This is a genomic window from Streptococcus mitis NCTC 12261 (assembly GCF_000148585.2).
In the GTDB taxonomy this organism is placed as follows: domain Bacteria; phylum Bacillota; class Bacilli; order Lactobacillales; family Streptococcaceae; genus Streptococcus; species Streptococcus mitis.
The window spans coordinates 1,713,449-1,738,462 of sequence record NZ_CP028414.1 but is presented as its reverse complement, the minus strand read 5'-3'; the positions used below and the strand labels follow the sequence as shown (position 1 = coordinate 1,738,462).

The window sequence follows — 25,014 nt, the reverse complement described above, 5'->3', positions numbered from 1 at the left end:
GATGGAATCATTGATTCAAACCTATTTGCCAAATGTCTATAAGATGGGCTGGGCTGGTCAGGCAGGTTGGGGAACAGCCATCTACCTAACACTCTATATGACAGTTCTTTCCTTCATCATCGGAGGGTTCTTGGGGCTAGTTGTAGGTCTCTTCCTTGTCTTGACAGCGCCAGGTGGTGTCTTGGAAAATAAAGTCGTTTTCTGGATTTTGGATAAAATCACTTCTATTTTCCGTGCGGTTCCATTTATCATTCTCTTGGCAGTCTTGTCACCCTTCTCTCATCTAATCGTAGGAACAAGCATTGGTCCAAATGCGGCTATCGTACCGCTATCTTTTGCAGTCTTTGCCTTCTTTGCTCGTCAGGTGCAGGTTGTCTTGGCTGAGCTAGATGGTGGTGTCATTGAGGCGGCTCAAGCGAGTGGAGCGACCTTCTGGGATATCGTAGGTGTTTACCTATCCGAAGGTCTGCCAGATTTGATCCGTGTGACGACTGTGACCTTGATTTCTCTTGTTGGAGAAACAGCTATGGCTGGTGCGGTTGGAGCTGGTGGTATCGGTAACGTAGCCATTGCTTATGGATTTAACCGCTACAATCACGATGTAACTATCTTGGCAACCATTATTATCATTTTGATTATCTTTGCAATCCAATTCTTGGGAGACTTCTTGACCAAGAAATTGAGCCATAAATAAAAAAGAGCCGTCTGGCTCTTTTTTAGTAATCAGATTTTCTGTGCCAATTTTTTACTCAAGGCTTGTCCAATCAAGGCACCCACTAGGGCTCCGATGATAATACTTGCGATAAATAGAAGGACGGTTCCAGGGTTTGGAGCAACCATGATACGGTCGATATATTCTTGTGATTTTCCTCTTGCTAGAAGGGTTGCCATATAGGTTTTGGGCGCAATCCACATAAGTAAGATTGGGCCAGTTGAGCTGAAGGCAAAAATAATAAAAGAAAGAAAGTTCTTTGTTTGGTCCTTGTATTTTCCGAGGCTAGCTACTGCATCTGCTAGCAGGCCACAGATAATTCCAGGAAGGAAGGCACCGGCACCGTGTTTAGTTCCCAAGAAAAAGAGAGCAATGACAAGGCCGATAGTGGTAATGGCTCCAAAACGTGGAACTTTTGCGATTAGAATCATATAGACGCCACCGCCGACAAGGGCAGTAAAAGCAGGCGCATAAAACATGTTTCCAGTTTGATCAAAGAGATTGCCCAAAAGGACACCAATCCCCATGGAGAGGAAGTAAAGAACTGCAAAAAGCAGTGTAGTTAAGATAGATTTCTTCATGAATTGTCTCCTGATAATTTTTTCACAATTCTCATTGTATCACGGTTTGAAGGGATTGTAAATGGGCACTAGAAGTTTTTGAAAACGCTTGAAATATGATATAATAGTTTCATAGTTATTTTTAGGAGGATATCATGGGGAGATTTTTAGACTTTGTCTTTAATCGTTTCTTTTTAGGGATGATTGCGACAGCCTTCTTTTGGCTATTAACTTTAGCAGGAGGGATTATCCTTGGTCTAGCGCCGGCTAGTGCCACCTTGATGAGCCTATATGCAGAACATGGTTATAGCTTTCGGGAATACAGTTTGAAGGAGGCGTGGTCTCTTTATAAGCAAAATTTCGTCTCAAGCAACCTGATTTTCTATAGCTTTTTAGGGGTGAATCTAGTTTTGGTCTATGGCCTGTATCTCTTGGTGCAATTGCCTCATCAGACTATTATTCATTTGATTGCGACCTTTTTGAATGTCCTAGTAGTTGCCCTGATCTTTTTGGCTTATACAGTATCTTTGAAATTACAAGTTTATTTTGATTTGTCCTATCGAAATAGTCTCAAACTATCCTTGATTGGCATCTTTATGAGCCTAGCGGCTGTGGCCAAGGTTCTCCTTGGGACAGTGCTACTTGTGGCAATTGGTTACTATATGCCTGCCCTACTTTTCTTTGTAGGAATTGGGATGTGGCATTTCTTTATCAGTGATATGTTGGAACCGGTCTATGAAAGTATCCATGAAAAATTGGCGACAAAATAGAATGAAGCAGTTTTGGCTACATACGCTTCTAAGAACCTACAGTTCAGTTATGATGATTATTATTGCGAGTTTTGCAATCTTACTCTCTTACGCTGACTGGGATTCACGGGAAAAGGAAGCTCAAAGAGTAGCCCAACGTGTAACCACTCGAACAGTCGATGAGGTGGAGTATTATTATCGGGAGTCAGCCCAACTGGCGCAAGATTTAGTAGCCAATCAAGACCGGATACAAGGGGTTTATAAGTACTTTAGCTTGTCAACTTCTGAGTATTTTTATTGGCTATTGGAGCATCAAGCAGCTTCGTCAACTTCTATTTCTCTGTATGAAAACATTGATGATCTTTATGTCCAAAATGACTCTATAACGGGTGTTGCAATCGTCTTGCAGGATTTTAAAGAAGTTTATGTTTCAACAAGGGATAAAAGAAGTGGTCATGTCTTGCCTGCTGAGGCCTTTAAACCAGAGGCCAATAGTTTTGGCATTCCAGTTCTGGACCCAGCAACGGATCAATCTATAGGAGTGATTTACATCTCCTTGGATCCAGAAGTCTTATATCATGCCATTGACAATACCCGAGGTCATATCCCGATGGCTGTGACTGTGACATCACCATTTGATACGGAGATTTTTCATATTGGTGAGAGGGTCAATAGGGAACATGAGAACTGGTTTGTCGGTTTTACCTCTCATGGATATCAGGTTCAGGTGGCAGTTCCTAAAAACTTTGTTTTACAAGGAACAGTGGCTAGCTCTGCTTTGATTGTGGGCTTGAGCCTTCTCTTTATTGTCATTCTCTATCTGACTTTGAGGAAGACTTTTGCTAATTATCAAAAGCAGGTAGTGGACCTGGTGGATTCCATCCAAGCTATTGCCAAAGGACAAGAAGGTCTTCGCATTGATACGCTTGAAAAGGATCAGGAATTGCTCCTAATCTCGGAGACGACCAATGATATGTTGGATCGCTTGGAAAAGAATATCCATGATATTTATCAGTTAGAGCTTAGTCAAAAAGATGCCAATATGCGGGCCTTGCAGGCGCAAATCAATCCTCACTTCATGTACAATACTCTGGAGTTCTTGCGTATGTACGCAGTCATGCAGAGTCAAGATGAGTTGGCAGATATCATTTATGAGTTTAGTAGTCTCTTGCGTAACAATATTTCCGACGAAAGAGAGACCCTTCTCAAACAGGAATTAGAATTTTGTCGTAAATACAGCTATCTCTGCATGGTTCGCTATCCCAAGTCCATTGCCTATGGTTTCAAGATAGACCCAGAGCTAGAGAATATGAAAATTCCTAAGTTTACCTTGCAACCGCTGGTAGAAAACTATTTCGCGCATGGTGTTGACCATAGACGGACAGATAATGTGATTAGTATCAAGGCGCTTAAACAGGATGGTTTTGTGGAAATTTTGGTGGTCGATAATGGCCGTGGTATGTCGGTTGAAAAGCTGGCAAGTATTCGAGAAAAATTAAGTCAGAGACATTTTGAACACCAAGCCAGTTACAGTGATCAAAAGCAATCTATCGGGATTGTCAATGTCCATGAGCGTTTTGTGCTCTATTTTGGGGACCGCTATGCTATTACTATAGATTCTGCAGAGCAAGCAGGTGTTCAGTATCGTATTACAATTCAAGATGAGTAGAAAGGGAGAAAATGTATAAAGTATTATTAGTAGATGATGAGTACATGGTGACAGAAGGTCTGAAACGTTTGATTCCCTTTGATAAGTGGGATATGGAGGTCGTCGCAACAGCCAGTCATGCCGATGAAGCCCTAGAATATGTTCAGGAAAATCCTGTCGATGTGGTCATTTCCGATGTCAATATGCCCGACAAAACAGGGCTTGATATGATTCGGGAGATGAAAGAAATCTTACCAGATGCAGCCTATATCCTACTTTCGGGTTATCAGGAGTTTGATTATGTAAAAAGAGCAATGAACCTTAGTGTGGTGGACTATTTGGTCAAGCCTGTTGATAAGGTAGAGCTGGGAAATCTGCTGGAGAAGATTGCAGGTCAGCTCGGCGAGAGAGGAAAGAAAAGTCAGACCCTTAGTCAAGATTTAGATGAGGATGGATTTGTTAGTTATTTAGGGGATAAGGAGAATTGGTGGATAGGTCTATCCAAGGAAAAGCAAGGCTCCTTCACCATTCCCTACTATGTCTTGGGTCAAGATTGGCAGATTTTTATTTCTGATCAACCCCTAGATGGTTTAGTCGTTACTCCCTTTGAAGCTCCTTATCAAGAACACTTTGAACGCTGGAAGCTGAATGCTGAGAAAGCCCTCTTTTACGGCTCTGTAAATCTACAACAGTCTGAGAGTCTCTTTACCTATTACGAACCGATTTATAGGGTTATCATTCAGGGAAATCTCAATCAAATCGTAGAAGAGTTAAATCTCTTGGAGAAGGTGGTTCTTGAAAATACGCCGCGTGTTCCGATTACCAAACAGCTTTTTATCCAGTTTGTCATGGATGTCTTCCACTTGTTTGAACACCTCAAAGCTGATGATATGACGGACATTGTCAAAACCATTCATGCTATTCAATCCTTCGATGAATTGGTTCCTTATATCAAGGAAACTCTGACTCGATTCTTTGGGCAATATCGAATGAATGAAAATGTGGTTAGTGTGCTAGAAGTTATTGGTCGTGATTATCAGAAGGAACTTTCCCTCAAGGATATCAGTAAGGATCTTTTTATCAATCCTGTCTATCTGGGGCAGTTGATTAAGCGTGAAACCAATTCGACCTTCGCAGAGCTTTTAAATAAACAACGCATTAAGGCCGCCCAACAGCTCTTGCTTTCGACTAGTGACAGTATCGAAGATATTTGTTATGCTGTTGGTTACAGTAATGTTGGATATTTCTATAAAGTATTCCGAAAATTGTGCGGAAAATCGCCGAAAGCCTACCGAAAACAGGTAGAAACGACACTATAATATTTGTATCCCTTTACAAAAAGTGCTATAATATCAATAATAATATCAGGAGGTTCTATTATGAAAAAGAAACCAATTTATCTATGGGTCTTGCTAATCTTGTCTGCTCTTATTTCAGCTATGTCTCTGTTTGGAATGTTGAGTCCCTTGCCTAGCAAAGAAGTCCTTCGTGCTAAACAGTCACATGTTGCAGGACTTAGTGCCCAGCAATTAGAAGACAACATCAATTACACCTATAGAGTAGCAGAATCATCTCATTCTATTTTTAATATGGCCTTGATTGTACTATCTGCTATTTTAGTTGTAGTAGCGATTGTCTTCCTTGTTCGTAAGAATTTGCAATATGCAAACTATACTTATGTCGGCTATGTTTTGCTAGCCATTATTGGTTCGATTTATGGCTATGTTAGTTTACAAGACGCTGTGCAGTTAGTTCACGATGAGACCATGCGTTTAGGGATAAGTGTTATTTCACAAGCCGTTAGCATTTTCTATATCGTCATCAATGTTCTTTTCTTAGCCCTTGTCTTCTATAAGATGTGGCGTCAACAGAAAGCCTTGGCGGAAGAAGAGGAAACCGAAGAACTTGCCTAAGTATTGACAAAAAATAACTATCAAGTTACAATCTTGGTAGTTATTTTTCGATTATACATAAAATCATGGAGGTACATATGAAGACAATTTCTTTAGTTTATATTAGTCTGAGTGGCAATACTGAAAGTTTTGTGACACGCTTGAAAGACTATCTCTTGTCCCAGTACGAGGGGATTGAGGTTCAAAAGATTCATATCAAGGATTTGGTCAAAGAAGGCCAAGATTTCTATGAAATGGACCATCCCTATGTCGCTTTTTTACCGACCTACCTTGAAGGTGGGAATGGCGTGGATAACGGAGATGTTGAGATATTGACAACGCCAGTGGGAGATTTTATCGCCTATGGTAATAATGCTAGTAAGTGTTTTGGAGTGGTTGGTTCAGGAAATCGTAACTTTAATAACCAATACTGCCTGACAGCTAAGCAATACAGTCAACGTTTTGGTTTCCCTGTATTAGCCGATTTTGAAATGCGAGGTATGCTGGGAGATATCAAACGTGTCGCAGCTATTATCGCAGATTTGTATGAGTTGGAAAGTTAAGCTTAGGCTTGGCTTTTTTATTATCTTAGGCAGTTGTATCAGCATTCTTACTTTTTATGCTTCAAGAGTTGATTGATATGGTCCACTTTTTTAGCTTCTCTTTTATAGAGAATAGCCCAAATGATGAGGTAGACAATCGCAAACTCGATAATGAGCTGGAGATAGAAGATCCAGTGAAAAGGAAACCAACCTGCCAGAGTTGCTAGTGGGATAAAGCCAGCCAGCATGAGGAAGAAATGGGTCATAGTTGCACGGAGCAAGCTCCAGTCACGGCTGAATAATCGTTTACCAAAGTTGAAGAGAATACCGATGGCTGCCCAGATAAGAGTACAGTAGAGCAAGACCAAGGCACCGTGAACCTGATGTTGAGCCATCACTTGTCCGATCAGAGATTCAGGACTCAGTGGTGCGTAGGTATTTGGTGCATAAATGAGTGAAAAGATGATAGAGAGGATGAGGCCGATGAGGACACCAGCAGCTGCGTCGTGGAAGATTTGTTTTTTCATAGTTCTAATTTCTCCTTGATGGTTTTTAGATAACGGCGTGAAGAATAGGTGAAGCTTTCGTTTTTCAAGAAAATTTCTACTAGGCCGTTTGGGGTTAGCTTGAGATGAGAGATGGAGTTGATATTGATGATTTCTGATTGGGAAATTTGGATAAAATTGGTTGGCAGAATTTCAAGAACCTGATAGAGTCGTAAATCAATATTGTAGGTCTGGCTAGCCGTTTCTGCAAGAACCTTCCGATTCTCGATATAGAAGCGCTGTATCTTACCAATCTTAACTAGATAGACCTGATCATCAATCTTTCCTTTGATTGTTTCTTTTTGGTCCAGATTTTCTGCGAACTCGATGACTTTCTGGATTTTATCGGTTTCTTGAGGTGCTTGGACAATCAGCTTTTCCTCCTTGTAAGTTTCACTAATCTGTAGTTCTACTTTCATAAATTTCTCTCCTTGTTTTTCATACAAAATTGTGATCACTTATTGTACACCTTTATTAAACACTATTTTACGATACCTGACAAGGGACTTTGTTTATGTGGAGGGATTTGGCTCCTATGTGGTGGAGCTTTTCTGTCCTTTCTGAAATATGGTATAATAGCACTAATCAATTTCTAGGAAAATAGATACAGAAAGGGGCTGAAAGATGTCTCATATTATTGAATTGCCAGAGGTGCTGGCAAACCAGATCGCGGCTGGAGAGGTTATCGAGCGTCCAGCTAGCGTTGTTAAGGAGCTAGTAGAAAACGCCATTGACGCGGGCTCTAGTCAGATTATCATTGAGATTGAGGAAGCTGGTCTCAAGAAAATCCAAATCACAGATAATGGTCATGGAATTGCCCACGATGAGGTGGAATTGGCCTTGCGTCGTCATGCGACCAGTAAGATAAAAAATCAGGCAGATCTCTTTCGGATTCGGACGCTTGGTTTTCGTGGTGAAGCCTTGCCTTCTATCGCTTCTGTTAGTGTTTTGACCCTTTTGACGGCGGTGGATGGTGCAAGTCATGGAACCAAGCTCGTCGCGCGTGGGGGAGAAGTTGAAGAAGTCATCCCAGCGACTAGTCCTGTGGGAACCAAGGTTTGTGTGGAGGACCTCTTTTTCAACACGCCTGCCCGCCTCAAGTATATGAAGAGCCAGCAAGCGGAGTTGTCTCATATCATTGATATTGTCAATCGTCTGGGCTTGGCCCATCCTGAAATTTCGTTTAGTTTAATCAGTGATGGCAAGGAGATGACGCGGACAGCTGGGACTGGTCAATTGCGCCAAGCTATCGCAGGAATTTACGGTTTGGTGAGTGCCAAGAAGATGATTGAAATTGAGAATTCTGACCTAGATTTCGAAATTTCAGGTTTTGTGTCCTTGCCTGAGTTAACTCGAGCCAACCGCAACTATATCAGTCTCTTCATCAATGGCCGTTATATAAAGAACTTCCTGCTCAATCGTGCAATTCTAGATGGCTATGGCAGTAAGCTTATGGTAGGCCGTTTTCCACTGGCTGTCATTCACATTCATATCGACCCTTATCTAGCGGATGTCAATGTACACCCAACCAAGCAAGAGGTGCGGATTTCCAAGGAAAAAGAACTGATGGCGCTGGTCTCAGAAGCTATTGCAAACAGTCTCAAGGAACAAACCTTGATACCTGATGCCTTGGAAAATCTTGCTAAATCGACCGTGCGCAATCGTCAAAAGGTGGAGCAGACCATTCTCCCACTCAAAGAAAATACGCTCTACTATGAGAAAACAGAGTCGATAAGATCCAGTCAAGCTGAGGTGGCTGATTATCAGGTAGAATTAACTGAGGAAGGGCAAGACTTGACTTTGTTTGCCAAGGAAACCTTGGATCAGCTAACCAAGCCAGCAAAACTGCATTTTGCAGAGAGAAAGCCTGCTAACTACGACCAGCTAGATCACCCAGAGTTAGACCTTGCGAGTCTTGATAAGGCTTATGACAAGCTGGAGCGAGAAGAATCATCCAGCTTCCCAGAATTGGAATTTTTCGGGCAAATGCACGGGACTTATCTCTTTGCCCAAGGGCGAGATGGGCTCTATATCATAGACCAGCACGCGGCTCAGGAACGGGTCAAGTACGAGGAATACCGTGAAAGTATTGGCAATGTTGACCAGAGCCAGCAGCAACTCCTAGTGCCCTATATCTTTGAATTTCCAGCGGATGATGCTCTTCGTCTCAAGGAAAGAATGACACATTTGGAGGAAGTGGGCGTCTTTCTAGCAGAGTACGGAGAAAATCAATTTATCCTGCGTGAACATCCTATTTGGATGGCAGAGGAGGAAATCGAGTCAGGCATCTATGAGATGTGCGACATGCTCCTTTTGACCAAGGAAGTTTCTATCAAGAAATATCGAGCAGAGTTGGCTATTATGATGTCCTGCAAGCGGTCTATCAAGGCCAACCATCGTATTGACGACCATTCGGCTAGACAGCTCCTCTATCAGCTCTCTCAATGTGACAATCCCTATAACTGTCCCCACGGACGCCCTGTTTTGGTGCATTTTACCAAGTCGGATATGGAAAAGATGTTCCGACGTATTCAGGAAAATCACACCAGTCTCCGTGAGTTGGGGAAATATTAAACTAAAAGGAAAACTATGTACGAATATTTAAAAGGAATCATTACCAAAATCACTGCTAAATACATTGTTCTTGAAGTCAATGGTATCGGTTATATTTTGCATGTGGCCAATCCTTATGCCTATTCAGGACAGGTTAATCAGGAGGCTCAGATTTATGTGCATCAAGTCGTGCGTGAGGACGCTCATCTGCTTTATGGATTTCGCTCAGAAGACGAGAAGAAGCTCTTTCTCAGTCTGATTTCGGTTTCTGGGATTGGTCCTGTGTCAGCTCTTGCTATTATCGCTGCTGATGACAATGCTGGCTTGGTTCAAGCAATCGAAACCAAGAACATTACCTACTTAACCAAGTTTCCTAAAATTGGCAAGAAAACAGCCCAGCAGATGGTGTTGGACTTGGAAGGCAAGGTAGTAGTTGCAGGAGATGACTTTCCTGCCAAGGTCGCAGTGCAAGCTAGCGCTGAAAACCAAGAATTGGAAGAAGCCATGGAAGCCATGTTGGCTCTGGGCTACAAGGCGACCGAACTCAAGAAAATCAAGAAATTCTTTGAAGGAACGACAGATACAGCTGAGAACTATATCAAGTCAGCCCTTAAAATGTTGGTCAAATAGGAGCAGAGCATGACAAAACGTTGTTCTTGGGTCAAGATGAGCAATCTTCTCTATATCACCTATCATGATGAAGAGTGGGGCCAGCCCCTCCATGATGATCAAGCATTGTTTGAGTTATTGTGTATGGAAACCTATCAGGCAGGCCTGTCTTGGGAAACGGTGCTCAACAAACGCCAAGCTTTCCGTCAAGCCTTTCATGGCTATCAAATTCAAGCGGTGGCAGACATGACCGACACCGAGTTGGAAGCCTTGCTGGAGAATCCAGCCATCATTCGGAATAGAGCCAAGATTTTTGCTACTCGGACTAACGCCCAAGCATTTCTACGACTACAGGCAGAATATGGCTCTTTTGATGCCTATCTTTGGTCTTTTGTTGAGGGGAAAACTATCGTTAACGATGTTCCCGATTACCGCCAAGCCCCTGCTAAAACACCCTTGTCTGAGAAATTAGCCAAAGATCTCAAAAAACGAGGTTTCAAGTTCACAGGCCCAGTCGCTGTCTTGTCTTTTCTACAAGCAGCAGGGCTAGTTGATGACCATGAGAATGATTGTGAGTGGAAAAGCGGTCACTAGTGTGTACAGGTAACTAGCATATCTGAGAATATATAAAAAGCTGAGAAATTTTTCCCAGCTTTTTATATATACTATTAGATTGGTTAGAGTGAAGTCAGAAAAGTGATTCCACCTAAAATAACACCAGCTGAATTTGGAATGATGAGTATCCAATCCTTCTTAGGTTCCTTTGTCCATCCATAAATAACCCAGATTAAGCAAGATATTGCAGCTGATAAAGGTTGAAATGGTTGAGCTTTATTTCCCTGTAAATTAGCGATAATTTGAGGTATGTAGGCAATAAATACTATAATTCCAATAAAGGCACCAATAGAACCTACGATTCGATTAATTTTTTGTTTTGTCATATACACCTCCTTCAAAAGGATATCATAGAAATTAGCGAAATGCAATAAATTCAGATACAAATTGTAACGAAAACCAATACAAAAGCACAAAAATAGAGAAACTATTTATTTTTTGTTATAGTCAAAGCGAATGACTTGCTCTTTTGCATCTACGTGGGCGTGGACTCCGAAGGGAATAATGGCTCTTGGAGTTGCGTGGCCGACATTGAGATTATAGACAATCGGGATATTGCTGCCAATGATATCCAATAGTGCCTCTTTATAGTCGTCATAGAAAGTTTCATCCATAGGTTTTCCGACCAGGAGTCCACTGATGCCCTCGAATATGCCAGTGTCTTTTAAAGTTCGCAACATCTTTTTGAAGTCTTCTGGCTCAGGCTTTTCTTCGCTTGTTTCTAGCAAGAGGATTTTTCCTTCCCAGTCTGACAAGTCAGGGAAAAGTTTGTATTTTTGACAGAGCTCCGTGCTATCTGCGTATCGAGAGTTGTCAAAGATATCGTAGAGGGATTCGAGGCAACCACCGAGGATTTTTCCCTCGAACTGGGCATTTCCTTGCAACAACTCAAAACCGGTATTTGTATGACTGACACGAGGTGTCCCCAGAGCCTTGGGACTGAAGTCAGTCCTTTCATCATACCAAACGTCACTAGAGCGGATTTCTGAGATTCTTCCCGTCTCAATCAATTCTTTAAAGTAGTGAAGGCTATAGGTTAGCATTTCTTTTTCTAATTCACAAATGTCTGCTAAGAAGGATTGACCATAAAAAGTCTTGATTCCTAGTTTATGCAACATGAGATGGTTCATGGTTGTATCCGAGAAGCCAAGAAAAATTTTTTGTTTGATAACCTTTTGTAGTTGGTCATTTTCAAAAAGATAAGATAGTAGGCGATAGGTATCATCTCCACCGATGGCACATAGGATCATATCGATGCTATCATCAGAAAAGGCATGAATCAAATCCTCTGCACGCGCTTCAGGATGGTTCTTGATAAAGTCTAATCCATTTAGAGAATGGGGCAAAAAGATAGGATTGAGTCCCAGATCCTTGAGACGTTGGACACCCAAGTCCACTTCGTGTTTGACAAAGTCCTCTCCGATAATGCCACTAGATAAACTAACAATACCAATAGTAGAAATCATATCTTATCCTCCTAGAATTAGATTGAGCCTATTTTATCACAAAAGATTAGATAGAGCTATGTGGGATGTCATAAGAATACTTTTAAATCAAGAAAGTAGTAAAAAAGCAACCGCATCTGCAGTTGCTTTTATGATTCTTCTTAATAGCGTGTTGGTCCTGCACTTGCGCTGCGGATATTCAAGCGTTTCTTGAGATAGAAGCGAAGGGCTAGGAGGGCTGCTCCGATAATAGCCAGTGGCAATGGAGCAAGTACTGGGTTAAGGCTAGCTGGTAGGAAGCTTGTTGCAAAGAAGACAAGCAACCAAAGGAACATAGAAGCTAGGATAACCAGTACAGATTTCCAGAAAGGTGGACGTTGGCTGCGGTCCATATCTGGTCCATAGTATTGGTAAACAAAGTAGTACATCAAGTAGAAGGCAAATCCACCAACAAGTCCAACTAGCAGGAGAGTGACAAGTCCATAGCCGAAAGCCTGATCTGCTGCAAAGAAAGTTGTGAGGGCACTGACGAGGGCAAAGAGGCTAGTGATGAAAAGGGCTGAGTCCATAATCATGAGTTTTGGATCATCATTTTCTTTTGGATGCTCTTTTTCATATTGTTCCTTGACAGTGAAACTATGAGCCCAGTGGGTCGGTGCGCCATAGAGGGAACGAGCAGTCGTACCCTTGGCTTGCTCTTCAAGGATTTTGGGAATGACTTCCTCAAAAATAGCCTTGATTTCAGCGTCTGTTTTCCCATCTTTGATGAATTGTTGGGTAGCGATGTGGACAAACTCTTGGTTTTTCTTAGTTAATTTTTGTAGATCAATCTGAGACATAGGAACTCCTCTTAGAACCATTTTTTATGGATGAGATAGAGAGTGAGCGAGACACTCATAGCAAAGGCGATAAAGACGATTAACCAGAAGGCATTTGGCTCGCCGTTTAGGGGGATTTCATTATCCTTAAAGTTCATCCCGTAGGCAGAAAAGACCATGGTTGGGATGGACATGACGATGGTCACAAGGGCCAAGGTTTTCATAATGTTGTTCTGGTTGTTGGAAATGATAGAGGCAAAGGTCTCTGTCATAGAGTGCAAGACATTTCCATAAATGTCTGCCATTTCGATGGCCTGTTGGGTTTCAATCAGGGTGTCTTCAAGCAGGTCTTCGTCTTCAAGGTATTTCTTGATATTGCTGGTTGAGCTGGTCAATTTCTTAATCACACGCTCATTTGTTTTGAGGGAAGCCTTGAAATAGACGATGGTTTTTTCCAATTCCATGAGCTCAATCAATTCTTCATTACGAGTTGATTGATGCAGTTGACTTTCGATTTGTTCACTCTTACGGTCAATCGAACGAAGGGCTGTTAGGTAAAGCTCTGCATTGCGATAGAGAATCTGAAAGATAAAACGTGAACGCATGAAGGTGTAGAAATTACGCAATCGACGGTTGATAAAGACATCGAGGACCGGTAATGGTTCCAAACAAGTAGTGATGATGGTTTCCTCTGTGATGATAATACCAAGCGGGATGGTTACGTAGTAGGTGCGATTATTTCTTTCTTCTGTGACCGGCACGTCAACGATAATCAGGGTGTACTCGTCTTCAATCGTAATACGAGACATTTCTTCCGCATCGAGCGGTGCTCGAAGGTCGGCAATATCGATATCGAAGGCGTTGGCGATTTCGAGTGATTCATTTTGAGTTGGATTGACGAGATTGATCCAAGTACCCGGTTCAAGTGTATCGATCTCTTTAAATTCAGTTGTTGTAGAGAGAAAAACTTGTTTCATATCCCTTATCCTTTCTCATTTTTCAGATTTTTTCACACCGTACTATTATACTACAAATTAAGTCTTTTGGGTAATAGAATCTCACTTTTTTTGGTATAATGGTAAGCAATAATGGACTAGAAAGAACAAAAATGCAAGATAAAATTGTCATTCATGGGGCGCGTGCCCATAATTTAAAAAATATTGATGTGGAGATTCCGCGAGACAAGTTGGTTGTTGTGACCGGTTTGTCAGGTTCAGGGAAATCCAGTCTGGCCTTTGATACCCTCTATGCGGAGGGGCAACGTCGCTATGTGGAGAGTTTGTCAGCCTATGCTCGTCAGTTCTTGGGGAATATGGAGAAGCCTGATGTAGATGCTATTGATGGTCTCAGCCCAGCTATTTCTATCGACCAGAAAACGACTAGTAAAAACCCTCGCTCGACGGTGGGAACAACGACTGAAATCAATGACTATCTGCGTCTCCTCTACGCACGTGTGGGGACGCCTTACTGTATCAACGGGCATGGAGCTATCAAGGCCTCTTCAGTGGAGCAAATCGTGGATAAGGTTTTAGAATTGCCTGAACGCCAGCGCTTGCAGATCTTGGCCCCTGTCATCCGCAAGAAAAAAGGCCAACATAAGAGTGTTATCGAGAAGGTTCAGAAAGATGGGTATGTCCGTGTCCGTGTGGATGGGGAAGTCTATGATGTGACCGAAGTGCCAGAGTTATCTAAGAGCAAGCAACACAATATTGATGTCGTGGTTGATCGTATTGTTATCAAGGAGGGCATTCGTAGTCGTCTCTTTGATTCTATTGAGGCTGCCCTTCGTATCGCAGAAGGCTATGTCATTATCGACACTATGGACGACTCTGAGTTGCTCTTCTCTGAGCATTATGCCTGTCCAGTTTGTGGCTTTACTGTTCCAGAGTTAGAGCCGCGTCTCTTCTCCTTCAATGCTCCTTTTGGTTCTTGTAGTGAGTGTGATGGCTTGGGCATCAAGCTGGAGGTGGATACTGATTTGGTAGTGCCAGATGCCAGCAAAACCTTACGTGAGGGAGCCTTGGCTCCGTGGAATCCTATCTCATCCAACTACTATCCAAACATGCTAGAGCAGGCTATGACAGCCTTTGGAGTGGATATGGATAAGCCTTTTGAGGACTTGTCAGAAGAAGATAAGAACTTGATTCTCTACGGCTCAGATGGTAAGGAATTCCATTTCCACTATGAGAATGAATTTGGTGGCGTGCGCGATATCGATATTCCTTTTGAGGGAGTTGTTAATAATATCAAACGTCGCTACCATGAAACTAATAGTGACTACACTCGCACCCAGATGCGCCTTTACATGAATGAGCTGACCTGCGGAACCTGTCATGGTTACCGTCTCAATGACCAGGCCTTGTCTGTCCGTGTTGGTGGTGCGCAAGGACCACATATCGGAGAAATTTCAGACCTGTCTATCGCAGACCACTTGGAATTAGTCAGTCAGTTGACTCTTTCTGAAAATGAAGCCATCATTGCTCGGCCCATTCTCAAGGAAATCAAGGACCGTTTGACTTTCCTTAATAACGTGGGTCTTAACTATCTGACTCTGTCTCGTTCAGCAGGAACTCTTTCAGGTGGGGAAAGTCAGCGTATTCGCTTGGCGACCCAGATTGGTTCTAACCTATCAGGTGTTCTTTATATTCTAGACGAGCCGTCAATCGGTCTTCACCAGAGGGATAATGACCGTCTGATTGCCAGTCTCAAAAAGATGCGTGACTTGGGCAATACTCTTATCGTGGTGGAACATGACGAAGATACCATGCGTGAGGCTGATTATCTGATTGACGTTGGTCCTGGTGCGGGTGTTTTTGGTGGGGAGATTGTTGCGGCAGGTACGCCCAAACAGGTAGCTCGTAACAGTAAGTCTATCACAGGCCAGTACTTGTCAGGCAAACGTGCCATTCCAGTACCAGAAGAACGCCGTGTTGGTAATGGTCGTTTTATCGAGGTGACGGGAGCGCGTGAGAACAACCTGCAAAATGTCACAGCTCGCTTCCCACTAGGAAAATTCATCGCAGTGACAGGGGTGTCGGGCTCAGGGAAATCGACCCTAATCAATAGCATTCTCAAAAAAGCTATTGCCCAGAAGCTCAACCGCAATTCAGACAAACCTGGTAAGTTTAAAACGATTACAGGGATTGAGCATGTAGACCGCTTGATTGATATTGATCAGAGCCCTATCGGACGAACGCCGAGGTCTAACCCTGCTACCTATACGGGAGTTTTTGACGATATACGTGACCTCTTTGCCCAGACAAATGAGGCTAAGATTCGTGGTTACAAAAAGGGACGTTTCAGTTTCAATGTCAAGGGTGGTCGTTGTGAAGCCTGCTCAGGTGACGGGATTATCAAGATTGAGATGCACTTCTTGCCAGATGTTTACGTGGCTTGTGAAGTCTGCCACGGGACTCGCTACAATAGTGAAACCCTAGAAGTTCATTACAAGGAAAAGAATATCTCGCAGGTCTTGGACATGACTGTCAATGATGCGGTGGAATTTTTCCAACACATTCCGAAAATTCAACGCAAACTTCAGACTATCAAGGATGTAGGGCTAGGCTATGTGACGCTAGGTCAACCAGCTACCACTCTTTCTGGGGGAGAAGCCCAGCGTATGAAGCTGGCTAGCGAACTCCACAAACGCTCGACAGGCAAGTCATTCTATATTCTGGATGAACCGACGACAGGACTCCATACAGAGGATATCGCTCGCTTGCTCAAGGTTTTAGCTCGCTTTGTTGACGATGGCAATACAGTCCTTGTTATCGAGCACAATTTAGACGTTATCAAGACAGCAGACCATATTATTGACTTGGGACCTGAGGGCGGTGTCGGTGGTGGAACCATCATCGCAACAGGAACTCCAGAAGAAGTAGCGGCCAATGAAGCCAGCTACACAGGACAGTATTTGAAAGGAAAGTTACATCATGAATAAACGTGTACAAGCATTTCTAGCTAAAATGCAAGAAAAAGAACTAGATGGCATCATCATCAATAACCTTAAAAACGTCTATTACCTTACTGGTTTTTGGGGCTCAAACGGAACAGTCTTTATCAGCCGTGACCGTCAGGTCTTGGTGACAGACTCTCGCTATATCATTGCAGCTAAGCAAGAAACCAGTGGCTTTGAGATTGTGGCAGACCGTGATGAATTGGCTGTCATTGCAGGAATTGTCAAGGACATGGGCTTGTCTCGTATCGGTTTTGAAGATGAGATTTCAGTGTCTTATTATCACCGTATGCAGGCAACCTTTGAAGGAATTGACTTGCTTCCACAAACTCAGTTTGTCGAAGGTCTTCGAATGATTAAGGACGAGGCAGAGATTGCAGCTATTCGCAAGGCTTGTTCTATCTCAGACCAAGCTTTCCGCGATGCGCTTGACTTTATCAAACCAGGAAAGACTGAGATTGAGATTGCCAACTTCCTTGACTTCCGTATGCGTGAGTTGGGAGCATCTGGCTTGTCTTTTGATACGATTCTAGCTAGTGGTATCAACTCTTCCAAACCTCATGCTCATCCTATGCACAAACCAGTGGAGCTGGGAGAAGCCATTACTATGGACTTCGGTTGCCTTTATGACCACTATGTCAGTGATATGACACGGACTATCTATCTGGGGCATGTCAGCGACGAGCAGGCGGAGATTTACAATACGGTTTTGAAAGCCAACCAAGCCTTGATTGACCAGGCTAAGGCAGGATTAGGTTTCCGAGACTTTGACAAAATCCCTCGTGATATTATTATCGAGGCGGGCTATGGCGACTACTTTACCCACGGTATTGGACACGGTATTGGGCTGGATATTCATGAGGAACCTTACTTTAGCCAAACTTCTACAGAAATTATTAAGGCAGGTATGGCCTTAACCGATGAACCAGGTATCTATATAGAAGGCAAATACGGTGTTCGTATCGAGGATGATATCTTGATTACAGAGACCGGTTGTGAATTGTTGACCCTAGCTCCAAAAGAGTTGATAGTTATCTAAGAGTTAAACAACTCAAATGATTGACTTTTAAATTTTAAAGGTTTATACTGAAAAACGAAAACGGTAGGTGAGGCTACCATAGGGATACGGATGACTACCGCAAAGCAGTGGAGACACTACTCGTTGGTCAACAGTCCTGGTCGCGAAGGCCAAGACTAAGCTCATTACATTGCCCTATGGAGTTAAAGCTTGAACGAAAAACAGATAATTAGTTTTTTAATCCTGCCATTTTATGGTGGGATTTTCTACTGTTTAAATCAAAGAAAGGAGATAGACGATGCAAATTGACGATCATCCGGAACCGCACATACACAGCCAATCGCTGATTTGTGTCATTCTGCCCTTATAAAGTGATTGGTCTCTGTGTATGAAACACATCATTCATACAGATAGGAGAAACCAATGAAAACTACAAAAGAAAGATTAGCAACAGCTATTCATACATCTTTAAACGAAACTCTATCTTTTTATAAGACAAGTCTAACAGGCTTGACTGAGGAGCAGGTGGAGAAAAATCGTGACCTATATGGCGAAAATACCATCACAAAGGGTCAAGAAGAAAGTATCCTCAAAAAGATTTACGAATCCATTATCAATCCTTTTACGATCATCTTACTGGTCATCGCCGTGATTTCCTTGGTGACCAATGTCTGGTTGGCAAAACCAGGTCAAGAAGATCCGACAACTTCCATTATCATCGTTGTCCTAGTCCTCATTTCTGGTGGCATACGCTTTGTCCAAGAACTCCGTAGTGATAAGGCTGCGACTAATCTATCAAAAATGATTGTCAACACAGCGACTGTCATTCGTCAAGGAGAAATCCAAGAAGTACCTATCGATGATTTGGTAGTGGGTGACGTGGTTAAATTAAGCGCTGGAGACATGATTCCAGCAGATCTTCTTTTATTTGAGTCGCGCGATTTCTTTGTACAACAGTCGGGCTTGACAGGTGAAAGTGAATCGGTTGAAAAATTGGCCTTGACCAAGGCAACAGTTCAACAATCTGATAGTCTGCTAGAAGCAGAAGCGCTCGCCTTTATGGGAACCAATGTCTTATCTGGTAGTGCCAAGGCCGTGGTTTTAGCAGTTGGTGATGATACCATGATGGGAGCCATTGAGCAGACTTTGAACACCTATGAAGAGCCTACTTCGTTTGAGCGGGAGATGAATAGTATTTCGTGGCTCTTGATTCGTTTGATGCTGGTCATGGTGCCCATCGTTTTCTTGTCCAATGGTTTAACAGATGGTGACTGGCTGGAAGCTGGCGTATTTGCTTTGAGTGTTGGTGTCGGATTAACACCTGAGATGCTTCCTATGATTATCACGGCCAGTCTAGCAAAAGGCTCCATCATTATGGCCAAGGAAAAAGTGGTTATCAAGAAACTCAATGCCATACAGGACTTAGGGGCGATTGATATTTTGTGTACAGATAAGACAGGAACTCTAACCCAAGACGAAATTGTCCTTGAATATCCCTTGGACATCCACGGACGCTTGGATTTGACCGTCTTGAGACGAGCTTATCTCAATTCTTATTTTCAAACGGGCTTGAAAAATTTGATGGACAGAGCTATCATCAAACGGACTGAAAAGGAAGCCAAAGAACACACCCTCTTACAAAATCTGGATCAAACTTTTCAAAAAATAGATGAGCTTCCCTTTGATTTTGAACGTAGACGGATGAGTGTTATCGTTAAGGATGAACACGAAGTTGTTAGTTTGGTAACCAAGGGTGCCCTAGAGGAAATGTTGACGATTTCCAGTCATGCGGAATACCAAGGAGTGATTACTCCCTTGACAGATGCTATTAGAGAAGAGATTTTAGAGGAAGTCCGACAACTAAATCAACAAGGTTTACGTGTCTTGGGAGTGGCCTATAAGTCAGGTTTGAGGGAAGGTCATGCCTATACAGTTGATGATGAAGGGGATATGATTCTAACTGGTTATTTAGCCTTCCTAGATCCTCCTAAACCATCTGCAGCACCAGCAATTAAGGCTCTGTTAGAACATGGGGTTCAAACAAAGATTTTGACGGGAGACAACGAGAAAGTTACCCAAGCAGTCTGTGAAAAGGTTGGTTTAGATATCAATCAGATGCTGTTAGGATCTGAAATTGATCAGATGAGTAATCAAGAATTGGCTCAAGCCGTGGAGGAGGTAACAGTCTTTGCCAAACTTTCTCCTGACCAAAAAGCACGAATTATTTTGCAATTTAAGGCTAATGGTCATGCTGTTGGCTATATGGGAGATGGGATCAATGATGCTCCTTCTATGAAAGTTGCAGATGTGGGGATTTCTGTTGATACAGCAGTAGATATTGCCAAAGAAACAGCGGATGTTATCCTACTTGATAAGGATCTCATGGTGCTTGAAAAAGGACTTGTTGAAGGGCGTAAGGTCTATGCCAATATGACCAAATATATCAAAATGACAGTGAGTTCTAATTTTGGAAATATCTTATCCCTATTAGTCTCTGGAATATTTTTACCATTTTTACCAATGGCGCCAGTCCATTTGATTATCCTAAATCTAGTCTATGATTTATCTTGTATCGCCTTGCCTTTTGACAAGGTGGACAAAGATTTTTTGAGAAATCCGCATACCTGGGAAGCTAGGTCCATCACACGTTTCATGATTTGGATGGGACCTATCTCTTCTGCCTTTGATATTTTGACCTTTATTTTGCTTTATTTTATCATTGTACCCATGACAACAGGTCAAGCTTATGTTCATGGGGCAGAGTCTGCCGTAGAATTTATTGTCTTGTTTCAGACAGGTTGGTTTATCGAGTCCATGTGGTCACAGACCATGGTTATCCATATGCTGCGTTCAGCCAAAATTCCCTTTTTACAAAGTCGTCCAGCTTGGCTAGTCCTTGTGACAACCTTATTGGCTGCAGCCTTTGTGACCTTCCTTCCCTACAGTCCACTCGCAATCCTACTTCATCTAACTCCATTAAAACCGATTTATTTCATCTTTTTACTTTTCATCATTATTTTGTATATGATTAGCGTGACAATTGTGAAAAAAATCTATATCAAGAAATATCAAGAATGGCTGTAAATTTCATTTTGTCAAGAAAAAAGTACGAAAATGACGAAAAAAGTTAAAAAATTTAAAAATAGGTCGCAAGTCGGATGTTTTTTATGGTATAATAGACTAAACTGATAGTAACATGTAGCGAAAGGGGTAGGTACATGATTAAAATTTATACAGTCTCAAGTTGTACTAGCTGTAAAAAAGCAAAAACCTGGCTCAATGCCCACCAGTTAAGTTATAAAGAACAAAATCTTGGTAAAGAAGGAATTACGAGAGAAGAATTACTGGATATTCTAACCAAAACAGATAACGGAATAGCCAGCATCGTTTCATCTAAAAATCGCTATGCCAAAGCCCTTGGAGTGGATATTGAAGATTTGAGTGTCAATGAAGTCCTCAATCTGATTATGGAAACACCGAGAATTTTAAAGAGCCCAATTCTTGTGGATGAAAAACGCCTACAAGTTGGCTATAAGGAAGATGATATTCGTGCCTTCCTACCACGCTCTGTCCGTAATGTAGAAAATGCAGAAGCACGTTTGCGTGCAGCTCTATAAACATCAAGGCTGGGAGCAACTCCCAGTCTTATTTTAATTTCAAAAAGAAAGAAGAAAGAAATGAAAAAAATAGTTCTTGTTAGTCTAGCTTTCCTTTTTGTCCTAGTTGGTTGTGGACAGAAAAAAGAAACTGGAACAGCTACAAAAACAGAAAAGGATACGCTTCAGTCGGCGTTGCCAGTTATTGAAAATGCCGAGAAGAATACAGTTGTGACCAAGACTTTGGTCTTGCCCAAGTCAGATGATGGCAGCCAGCAAACCCAAACCATTACTTACAAAGATAAGACTTTTTTGAGCTTAACGATTCAACAAAAGCGTCCAGTCTCTGATGAATTGAAGACCTATATTGACCAACATGGAGTGGAAGAAACTCAAAAAGCTCTTCTCGAGGCGGAGGAGAAGGATGAGGCTATCATAGAAGCTCGTAAATTAGCAGGATTTAAGCTTGAAACCAAACTATTGAGCGCAACAGAACTTCAAACAACCACTAGTTTTGATTTTCAAGTTCTGGATGTCAAGAAGGCTTCTCAGTTAGAATATTTGAAGAACATTGGTTTAGAAAATCTCTTGAAGAATGAACCAAGTAAATATATTTCAGACAGATTGGCAAATGGCGCGACAGAACAGTAGAAAATCCAAATAAATAGACTGCCTGAATTGTAGAACGTAAGGAATTATGCTATAATGGTACTATTCTAAGGAAAGAGGGTGTTAGAATGGGATTTACTGAAGAAACAGTACGTTTTAAATTGGACGATTCCAATAAAAAAGAAATTAGCGAAACTCTGACTGATGTTTATGCTTCGTTGAACGATAAGGGTTATAACCCGATTAACCAAATCGTAGGTTACGTATTGAGTGGAGACCCTGCCTACGTTCCTCGTTATAATAATGCACGAAATCAAATCCGTAAGTATGAGCGCGATGAAATCGTTGAAGAATTGGTCCGCTACTACCTTAAAGGACAAGGAGTCGATCTATAACCTATGAGAATTATGGGATTGGACGTCGGTTCAAAAACGGTAGGGGTGGCCATTAGCGATCCGCTTGGTTTTACAGCTCAAGGACTTGAAATCATCCAAATCAATGAGGAGCAAGGTCAATTTGGTTTTGACCGCGTTAAGGAGTTGGTTGATACTTACAAGGTGGAACGATTTGTAGTGGGCTTGCCTAAAAACATGAACAATACAAGCGGACCGCGCGTGGAAGCTAGTCAAGCCTACGGAGCAAAGCTAGAAGAGCTTTTTGGTTTACCAGTAGACTATCAAGATGAACGCTTGACAACAGTTGCCGCAGAGCGCATGTTGATTGAACAAGCAGATATTAGTCGCAATAAGCGCAAAAAAGTCATTGATAAGTTAGCAGCTCAGCTGATTTTACAAAACTATTTAGATAGAAAATTTTAATATAAAGGAGAGGCTATGTCACACGATCATAACCACGACCACGAAGAACGTGAACTAATCACACTAGTAGATGAACAAGGAAATGAAACCTTGTTTGAAATCCTTTTGACCATTGACGGAAAAGAAGAATTTGGTAAAAACTATGTTCTTCTAGTACCAGTTAACGCAGAAGAAGACGAAGACGGACAAGTTGAAATCCAAGCTTACTCATTCATCGAAAACGAAGATGGAACAGAAGGCGAATTGCAACCAATCCCAGAAGACTCAGAAGACGAATGGAACATGATTGAAGAAGTCTTCAACAGCTTTATGGAGGAGTAAACACGTCCAGTGGACGTGTTTAGCACTGCGCTAGAAATTAGAAACGCAGGCACATCCAGTGGATGTTTTACCCCAAGCTAATATTCATAGTAGCTAGTTATTAGCTAACCAGGTAAGAGGTCGGGACGAAAATCCTGGCCTCGTTTTTGTTAGTTATGAGACTTTATTGAGGCAGTTGATTGAACCTGTAATTAAGGAGATGTATATGTTTGAAGTAGAAGAATGGCTTCATAGTCGGATTGGTTTGAATTTTCGATCAGGTTTGGGCCGAATGCAACAAGCGGTGGATTTGTTGGGGAATCCCGAGAAGTCTTATCCTATTATCCACGTAACAGGAACTAATGGAAAAGGATCTACCATTGCTTTTATGAGGGAGTTATTTATGGGGCATGACAAAAAAGTTGCGACCTTTACTTCCCCTCATATCGTCTCTATCAATGATCGAATCTGCATTAACGGGCAACCAATAGCTGATGCAGACTTCATTCGTTTGGCTAATCAGGTCAAGGAGATGGAGAAAATGCTTCTGCAAACCCATGATCAGTTGTCCTTTTTTGAATTGCTGACCTTGATTGCTTTTCTTTATTTTAGAGAGCAAGAGGTGGATTTAGTTCTATTAGAAGTGGGAATTGGTGGCTTACTTGACACAACCAATGTGGTAATTGGAGAGATTGCTGTCATCACCTCCATCGGACTTGACCATCAGGAGACTCTGGGTGACAATATAGCAGCAATTGCAGAGCAGAAAGCTGGTATTTTTAAGGCTGGTAAAAAGGCAGTGATTGCTAAGTTGCCTTCAGAAGCTAGGCTTGTTTGTCAGAAAAAAGCAGACTCTTTAGCTGTTGACCTTTATCAGGCAGGCCAAGATTTTTCAATGCTGAATGGGAATTTTTCAAGCTCTTTGGCTAACCTTTCACAGTTGAAAATAGGTTTGGAAGGAGCTTATCAGCAGGAAAATGCGGCCTTGGCGCTACAAACGTTTCTTCTCTTTATGAGGGAAGGAAAGGAAGTTGTTGATGAGCAGGTTGTAAGACAGGCTTTGGAGAAGACCCATTGGGCTGGGCGTTTGGAGCGTATTTGCCCTCAGATTTACTTGGACGGTGCTCATAACCTCCCTGCCTTGACTCGCTTGGTTGAATTTATTAAAGAAAAAGAGCAGGAAGGATATCGGCCTCAAATCCTATTTGGAGCCTTGAAACGGAAGGATTATCAAGGGATGTTGGGTTACTTGACTGAGAATTTGCCTCAGGTGGAACTCAAGGTGACAGGCTTTGACTATCAAGGTTCTTTGGATGAAACAGATGTAACAGGTTACGATATAGTTCCTTCTTACCGAGAATTTATTAGCAATTTTGAAGCAAGAGTAGATGTCCAGGATTTGTTGTTCGTTACAGGTTCTCTCTATTTTATCTCAGAGGTACGGGGCTATCTACTGGGGCATGAGCAGATAAATTGACCTCCTTTTTTGAACTTGTTATACTAGGAAAACTACTAGTTAGAAGGAAAAACTTCTGTAAATTGGTATCAGAAAGGAAATTCATCATGAAATTAAAAAGATTCACACTTTCTCTTGCTTCTCTAGCAAGTCTTAGTCTCTTAGTAGCTTGTTCACAAAGAGCTCAACAAGTTCAACAATCAGCAACTCAACCCCAAACACAACAAACTCAACAATCACAAGCTGCTTCATCTTCTACAGAAAATACAAATCAGGCAGCAGCAAATTCTTCACAAAATGTGCCCGAGGCTCAACCAACCAATATTGATGGAACTTATACCGGTCAGGACGAAGGAGACCGTATCACTTTAGTGGTAACTGGAACAACTGGTACATGGACACAGGTAGAAACTGACGGAGATCAAGAAATCAAGCAGGTTAGCTTCGATGCTGCCAATCAACGCATGATTATTGGGGATGATGCCAAGATTTATACAATTAATGGAAATCAGATGATTATCGACGATATGGATAGAGAAGCGTCTGATCGCATTGTTTTATCAAAATAGACTAG

The 25,014-nt window shown here is 42.0% G+C and carries 26 protein-coding genes and 1 riboswitch; of the genes, 19 read left to right on the top strand and 7 right to left on the bottom strand.

Annotated elements, in window-relative coordinates; all coding sequences use genetic code 11:
• The first annotated feature begins 1 nt into the window (after window position 1).
• Complete coding sequence (locus SM12261_RS08795; RefSeq protein WP_000444650.1) at window positions 2-694, top strand: methionine ABC transporter permease; 693 nt, start codon at window positions 2-4, stop codon at window positions 692-694.
• Window positions 695-723: 29 nt separating this feature from the next.
• Here SM12261_RS08795 and SM12261_RS08790 read toward each other — a convergent pair whose 3' ends face one another.
• On the bottom strand, window positions 724-1,293 hold the full coding sequence (locus SM12261_RS08790) for an MptD family putative ECF transporter S component (RefSeq protein WP_000748405.1): 570 nt from the start codon (window positions 1,291-1,293) through the stop codon (window positions 724-726).
• A 134-nt stretch (window positions 1,294-1,427) separates the two neighbouring features.
• Between SM12261_RS08790 and SM12261_RS08785 the strand changes: the two genes are divergently transcribed.
• The 5 genes from SM12261_RS08785 (at window position 1,428) to nrdI (ending at window position 6,124) form a co-directional block, all read left to right on the top strand.
• Window positions 1,428-2,042, top strand: a complete 615-nt coding sequence (locus tag SM12261_RS08785; protein ID WP_000532357.1) for a YesL family protein — start codon at window positions 1,428-1,430, stop codon at window positions 2,040-2,042.
• Window positions 2,020-3,690, top strand: a complete 1,671-nt coding sequence (locus tag SM12261_RS08780; RefSeq protein ID WP_000800606.1) for a sensor histidine kinase — start codon at window positions 2,020-2,022, stop codon at window positions 3,688-3,690. The genes SM12261_RS08785 and SM12261_RS08780 overlap by 23 nt, the downstream gene beginning before the upstream one ends.
• 11 nt (window positions 3,691-3,701) lie before the next feature.
• Complete coding sequence (locus tag SM12261_RS08775) at window positions 3,702-4,988, top strand: response regulator transcription factor (RefSeq protein ID WP_000278883.1); 1,287 nt, start codon at window positions 3,702-3,704, stop codon at window positions 4,986-4,988.
• Between the two features lie 60 nt (window positions 4,989-5,048).
• On the top strand, window positions 5,049-5,582 hold the full coding sequence (locus SM12261_RS08770; RefSeq protein WP_000729020.1) for an ABC transporter permease: 534 nt from the start codon (window positions 5,049-5,051) through the stop codon (window positions 5,580-5,582).
• Window positions 5,583-5,659: 77 nt separating this feature from the next.
• Window positions 5,660-6,124 carry a class Ib ribonucleoside-diphosphate reductase assembly flavoprotein NrdI gene (nrdI, locus tag SM12261_RS08765; RefSeq protein WP_000849612.1) on the top strand — a complete coding sequence of 155 codons (465 nt, stop codon included), beginning with the start codon at window positions 5,660-5,662 and terminating at the stop codon, window positions 6,122-6,124.
• 47 nt (window positions 6,125-6,171) lie between these two features.
• Here nrdI and SM12261_RS08760 read toward each other — a convergent pair whose 3' ends face one another.
• Both SM12261_RS08760 and SM12261_RS08755 read right to left on the bottom strand, forming a co-directional pair.
• Window positions 6,172-6,630 (bottom strand): DUF3021 domain-containing protein, encoded by a 459-nt coding sequence (locus tag SM12261_RS08760; protein WP_000743962.1) that lies wholly within the window; start codon window positions 6,628-6,630, stop codon window positions 6,172-6,174.
• On the bottom strand, window positions 6,627-7,067 hold the full coding sequence (locus tag SM12261_RS08755) for a LytTR family DNA-binding domain-containing protein (RefSeq protein WP_000861976.1): 441 nt from the start codon (window positions 7,065-7,067) through the stop codon (window positions 6,627-6,629). Before SM12261_RS08755 ends, SM12261_RS08760 begins: the two co-directional genes overlap by 4 nt.
• A 205-nt stretch (window positions 7,068-7,272) precedes the next feature.
• Between SM12261_RS08755 and mutL the strand changes: the two genes are divergently transcribed.
• From mutL to SM12261_RS08735, 3 genes are read left to right on the top strand one after another with little or no spacing between them, the layout of a single operon-like run.
• Entirely contained in the window at window positions 7,273-9,222 is a 1,950-nt protein-coding gene (mutL, locus tag SM12261_RS08745) for a DNA mismatch repair endonuclease MutL (protein WP_000018200.1), read from the top strand.
• 15 nt (window positions 9,223-9,237) lie between these two features.
• A complete protein-coding gene (ruvA, locus tag SM12261_RS08740; RefSeq protein ID WP_000273422.1) occupies window positions 9,238-9,831 on the top strand; it encodes a Holliday junction branch migration protein RuvA in 594 nt (197 codons plus the stop codon).
• A 9-nt stretch (window positions 9,832-9,840) separates the two neighbouring features.
• Window positions 9,841-10,404: a DNA-3-methyladenine glycosylase I gene (locus SM12261_RS08735; protein ID WP_000166574.1), complete on the top strand. Its 564-nt coding sequence runs from the start codon at window positions 9,841-9,843 to the stop codon at window positions 10,402-10,404.
• A gap of 83 nt (window positions 10,405-10,487) precedes the next feature.
• Here SM12261_RS08735 and SM12261_RS08730 read toward each other — a convergent pair whose 3' ends face one another.
• The 4 genes from SM12261_RS08730 to SM12261_RS08715 all read right to left on the bottom strand — a co-directional run bounded on the left by SM12261_RS08730 (window position 10,488) and on the right by SM12261_RS08715 (window position 13,665).
• The gene (locus SM12261_RS08730) at window positions 10,488-10,751 is read right to left on the bottom strand and encodes a SemiSWEET family transporter (RefSeq protein WP_000166114.1); all 264 of its coding nucleotides are present in this window, start codon (window positions 10,749-10,751) and stop codon (window positions 10,488-10,490) included.
• A gap of 105 nt (window positions 10,752-10,856) precedes the next feature.
• Window positions 10,857-11,891, bottom strand: coding sequence for a S66 family peptidase (locus SM12261_RS08725; RefSeq protein WP_000626031.1), 1,035 nt, complete (start codon window positions 11,889-11,891; stop codon window positions 10,857-10,859).
• A gap of 140 nt (window positions 11,892-12,031) precedes the next feature.
• The gene (locus tag SM12261_RS08720; RefSeq protein WP_000078009.1) at window positions 12,032-12,709 is read right to left on the bottom strand and encodes a DUF1129 domain-containing protein; all 678 of its coding nucleotides are present in this window, start codon (window positions 12,707-12,709) and stop codon (window positions 12,032-12,034) included.
• Window positions 12,710-12,720: 11 nt separating this feature from the next.
• A complete protein-coding gene (locus SM12261_RS08715) occupies window positions 12,721-13,665 on the bottom strand; it encodes a magnesium transporter CorA family protein (RefSeq protein WP_000815623.1) in 945 nt (314 codons plus the stop codon).
• Window positions 13,666-13,796: 131 nt separating this feature from the next.
• Between SM12261_RS08715 and uvrA the strand changes: the two genes are divergently transcribed.
• The 10 genes from uvrA to SM12261_RS08660 all read left to right on the top strand — a co-directional run bounded on the left by uvrA (window position 13,797) and on the right by SM12261_RS08660 (window position 25,009).
• On the top strand, window positions 13,797-16,628 hold the full coding sequence (gene uvrA, locus SM12261_RS08710) for an excinuclease ABC subunit UvrA (protein ID WP_001152871.1): 2,832 nt from the start codon (window positions 13,797-13,799) through the stop codon (window positions 16,626-16,628).
• Window positions 16,621-17,682 (top strand): M24 family metallopeptidase, encoded by a 1,062-nt coding sequence (locus SM12261_RS08705; protein WP_001042845.1) that lies wholly within the window; start codon window positions 16,621-16,623, stop codon window positions 17,680-17,682. The genes uvrA and SM12261_RS08705 overlap by 8 nt, the downstream gene beginning before the upstream one ends.
• 57 nt (window positions 17,683-17,739) lie before the next feature.
• Window positions 17,740-17,890, top strand: a riboswitch (M-box (ykoK) riboswitch).
• Window positions 17,891-18,084: 194 nt separating this feature from the next.
• Window positions 18,085-20,745 (top strand): magnesium-translocating P-type ATPase, encoded by a 2,661-nt coding sequence (gene mgtA, locus SM12261_RS08700; protein ID WP_000858860.1) that lies wholly within the window; start codon window positions 18,085-18,087, stop codon window positions 20,743-20,745.
• Between the two features lie 134 nt (window positions 20,746-20,879).
• On the top strand, window positions 20,880-21,278 hold the full coding sequence (gene spx, locus SM12261_RS08690) for a transcriptional regulator Spx (protein WP_000591165.1): 399 nt from the start codon (window positions 20,880-20,882) through the stop codon (window positions 21,276-21,278).
• A 60-nt stretch (window positions 21,279-21,338) separates the two neighbouring features.
• Window positions 21,339-21,908 carry an SP0191 family lipoprotein gene (locus tag SM12261_RS08685; protein ID WP_000725153.1) on the top strand — a complete coding sequence of 190 codons (570 nt, stop codon included), beginning with the start codon at window positions 21,339-21,341 and terminating at the stop codon, window positions 21,906-21,908.
• A gap of 86 nt (window positions 21,909-21,994) precedes the next feature.
• Window positions 21,995-22,261, top strand: coding sequence for an IreB family regulatory phosphoprotein (locus tag SM12261_RS08680; protein WP_000507059.1), 267 nt, complete (start codon window positions 21,995-21,997; stop codon window positions 22,259-22,261).
• A 3-nt stretch (window positions 22,262-22,264) separates the two neighbouring features.
• On the top strand, window positions 22,265-22,684 hold the full coding sequence (gene ruvX / locus SM12261_RS08675; protein ID WP_004239076.1) for a Holliday junction resolvase RuvX: 420 nt from the start codon (window positions 22,265-22,267) through the stop codon (window positions 22,682-22,684).
• A gap of 15 nt (window positions 22,685-22,699) precedes the next feature.
• Window positions 22,700-23,005: a DUF1292 domain-containing protein gene (locus tag SM12261_RS08670; RefSeq protein WP_000017620.1), complete on the top strand. Its 306-nt coding sequence runs from the start codon at window positions 22,700-22,702 to the stop codon at window positions 23,003-23,005.
• Between the two features lie 205 nt (window positions 23,006-23,210).
• Window positions 23,211-24,461, top strand: coding sequence for a folylpolyglutamate synthase/dihydrofolate synthase family protein (locus SM12261_RS08665; RefSeq protein WP_000464317.1), 1,251 nt, complete (start codon window positions 23,211-23,213; stop codon window positions 24,459-24,461).
• Between the two features lie 86 nt (window positions 24,462-24,547).
• On the top strand, window positions 24,548-25,009 hold the full coding sequence (locus SM12261_RS08660; RefSeq protein ID WP_000769495.1) for an SP_0198 family lipoprotein: 462 nt from the start codon (window positions 24,548-24,550) through the stop codon (window positions 25,007-25,009).
• The last annotated feature ends 5 nt before the right edge of the window (window positions 25,010-25,014 follow it).

What these genes read in the sequence shown, in the direction of transcription:
- SM12261_RS08795 (WP_000444650.1), top strand. Translation starts at nt 2, where the DNA reads ATGGAATCATTGATTCAAACCTATTTGCCAAATGTCTATAAGATGGGC.
- SM12261_RS08790 (WP_000748405.1), bottom strand. Translation starts at nt 1,293, where the DNA reads ATGAAGAAATCTATCTTAACTACACTGCTTTTTGCAGTTCTTTACTTC.
- SM12261_RS08785 (WP_000532357.1), top strand. Translation starts at nt 1,428, where the DNA reads ATGGGGAGATTTTTAGACTTTGTCTTTAATCGTTTCTTTTTAGGGATG.
- SM12261_RS08780 (WP_000800606.1), top strand. Translation starts at nt 2,020, where the DNA reads ATGAAAAATTGGCGACAAAATAGAATGAAGCAGTTTTGGCTACATACG.
- SM12261_RS08775 (WP_000278883.1), top strand. Translation starts at nt 3,702, where the DNA reads ATGTATAAAGTATTATTAGTAGATGATGAGTACATGGTGACAGAAGGT.
- SM12261_RS08770 (WP_000729020.1), top strand. Translation starts at nt 5,049, where the DNA reads ATGAAAAAGAAACCAATTTATCTATGGGTCTTGCTAATCTTGTCTGCT.
- nrdI (WP_000849612.1), top strand. Translation starts at nt 5,660, where the DNA reads ATGAAGACAATTTCTTTAGTTTATATTAGTCTGAGTGGCAATACTGAA.
- SM12261_RS08760 (WP_000743962.1), bottom strand. Translation starts at nt 6,630, where the DNA reads ATGAAAAAACAAATCTTCCACGACGCAGCTGCTGGTGTCCTCATCGGC.
- SM12261_RS08755 (WP_000861976.1), bottom strand. Translation starts at nt 7,067, where the DNA reads ATGAAAGTAGAACTACAGATTAGTGAAACTTACAAGGAGGAAAAGCTG.
- mutL (WP_000018200.1), top strand. Translation starts at nt 7,273, where the DNA reads ATGTCTCATATTATTGAATTGCCAGAGGTGCTGGCAAACCAGATCGCG.
- ruvA (WP_000273422.1), top strand. Translation starts at nt 9,238, where the DNA reads ATGTACGAATATTTAAAAGGAATCATTACCAAAATCACTGCTAAATAC.
- SM12261_RS08735 (WP_000166574.1), top strand. Translation starts at nt 9,841, where the DNA reads ATGACAAAACGTTGTTCTTGGGTCAAGATGAGCAATCTTCTCTATATC.
- SM12261_RS08730 (WP_000166114.1), bottom strand. Translation starts at nt 10,751, where the DNA reads ATGACAAAACAAAAAATTAATCGAATCGTAGGTTCTATTGGTGCCTTT.
- SM12261_RS08725 (WP_000626031.1), bottom strand. Translation starts at nt 11,891, where the DNA reads ATGATTTCTACTATTGGTATTGTTAGTTTATCTAGTGGCATTATCGGA.
- SM12261_RS08720 (WP_000078009.1), bottom strand. Translation starts at nt 12,709, where the DNA reads ATGTCTCAGATTGATCTACAAAAATTAACTAAGAAAAACCAAGAGTTT.
- SM12261_RS08715 (WP_000815623.1), bottom strand. Translation starts at nt 13,665, where the DNA reads ATGAAACAAGTTTTTCTCTCTACAACAACTGAATTTAAAGAGATCGAT.
- uvrA (WP_001152871.1), top strand. Translation starts at nt 13,797, where the DNA reads ATGCAAGATAAAATTGTCATTCATGGGGCGCGTGCCCATAATTTAAAA.
- SM12261_RS08705 (WP_001042845.1), top strand. Translation starts at nt 16,621, where the DNA reads ATGAATAAACGTGTACAAGCATTTCTAGCTAAAATGCAAGAAAAAGAA.
- mgtA (WP_000858860.1), top strand. Translation starts at nt 18,085, where the DNA reads ATGAAAACTACAAAAGAAAGATTAGCAACAGCTATTCATACATCTTTA.
- spx (WP_000591165.1), top strand. Translation starts at nt 20,880, where the DNA reads ATGATTAAAATTTATACAGTCTCAAGTTGTACTAGCTGTAAAAAAGCA.
- SM12261_RS08685 (WP_000725153.1), top strand. Translation starts at nt 21,339, where the DNA reads ATGAAAAAAATAGTTCTTGTTAGTCTAGCTTTCCTTTTTGTCCTAGTT.
- SM12261_RS08680 (WP_000507059.1), top strand. Translation starts at nt 21,995, where the DNA reads ATGGGATTTACTGAAGAAACAGTACGTTTTAAATTGGACGATTCCAAT.
- ruvX (WP_004239076.1), top strand. Translation starts at nt 22,265, where the DNA reads ATGAGAATTATGGGATTGGACGTCGGTTCAAAAACGGTAGGGGTGGCC.
- SM12261_RS08670 (WP_000017620.1), top strand. Translation starts at nt 22,700, where the DNA reads ATGTCACACGATCATAACCACGACCACGAAGAACGTGAACTAATCACA.
- SM12261_RS08665 (WP_000464317.1), top strand. Translation starts at nt 23,211, where the DNA reads ATGTTTGAAGTAGAAGAATGGCTTCATAGTCGGATTGGTTTGAATTTT.
- SM12261_RS08660 (WP_000769495.1), top strand. Translation starts at nt 24,548, where the DNA reads ATGAAATTAAAAAGATTCACACTTTCTCTTGCTTCTCTAGCAAGTCTT.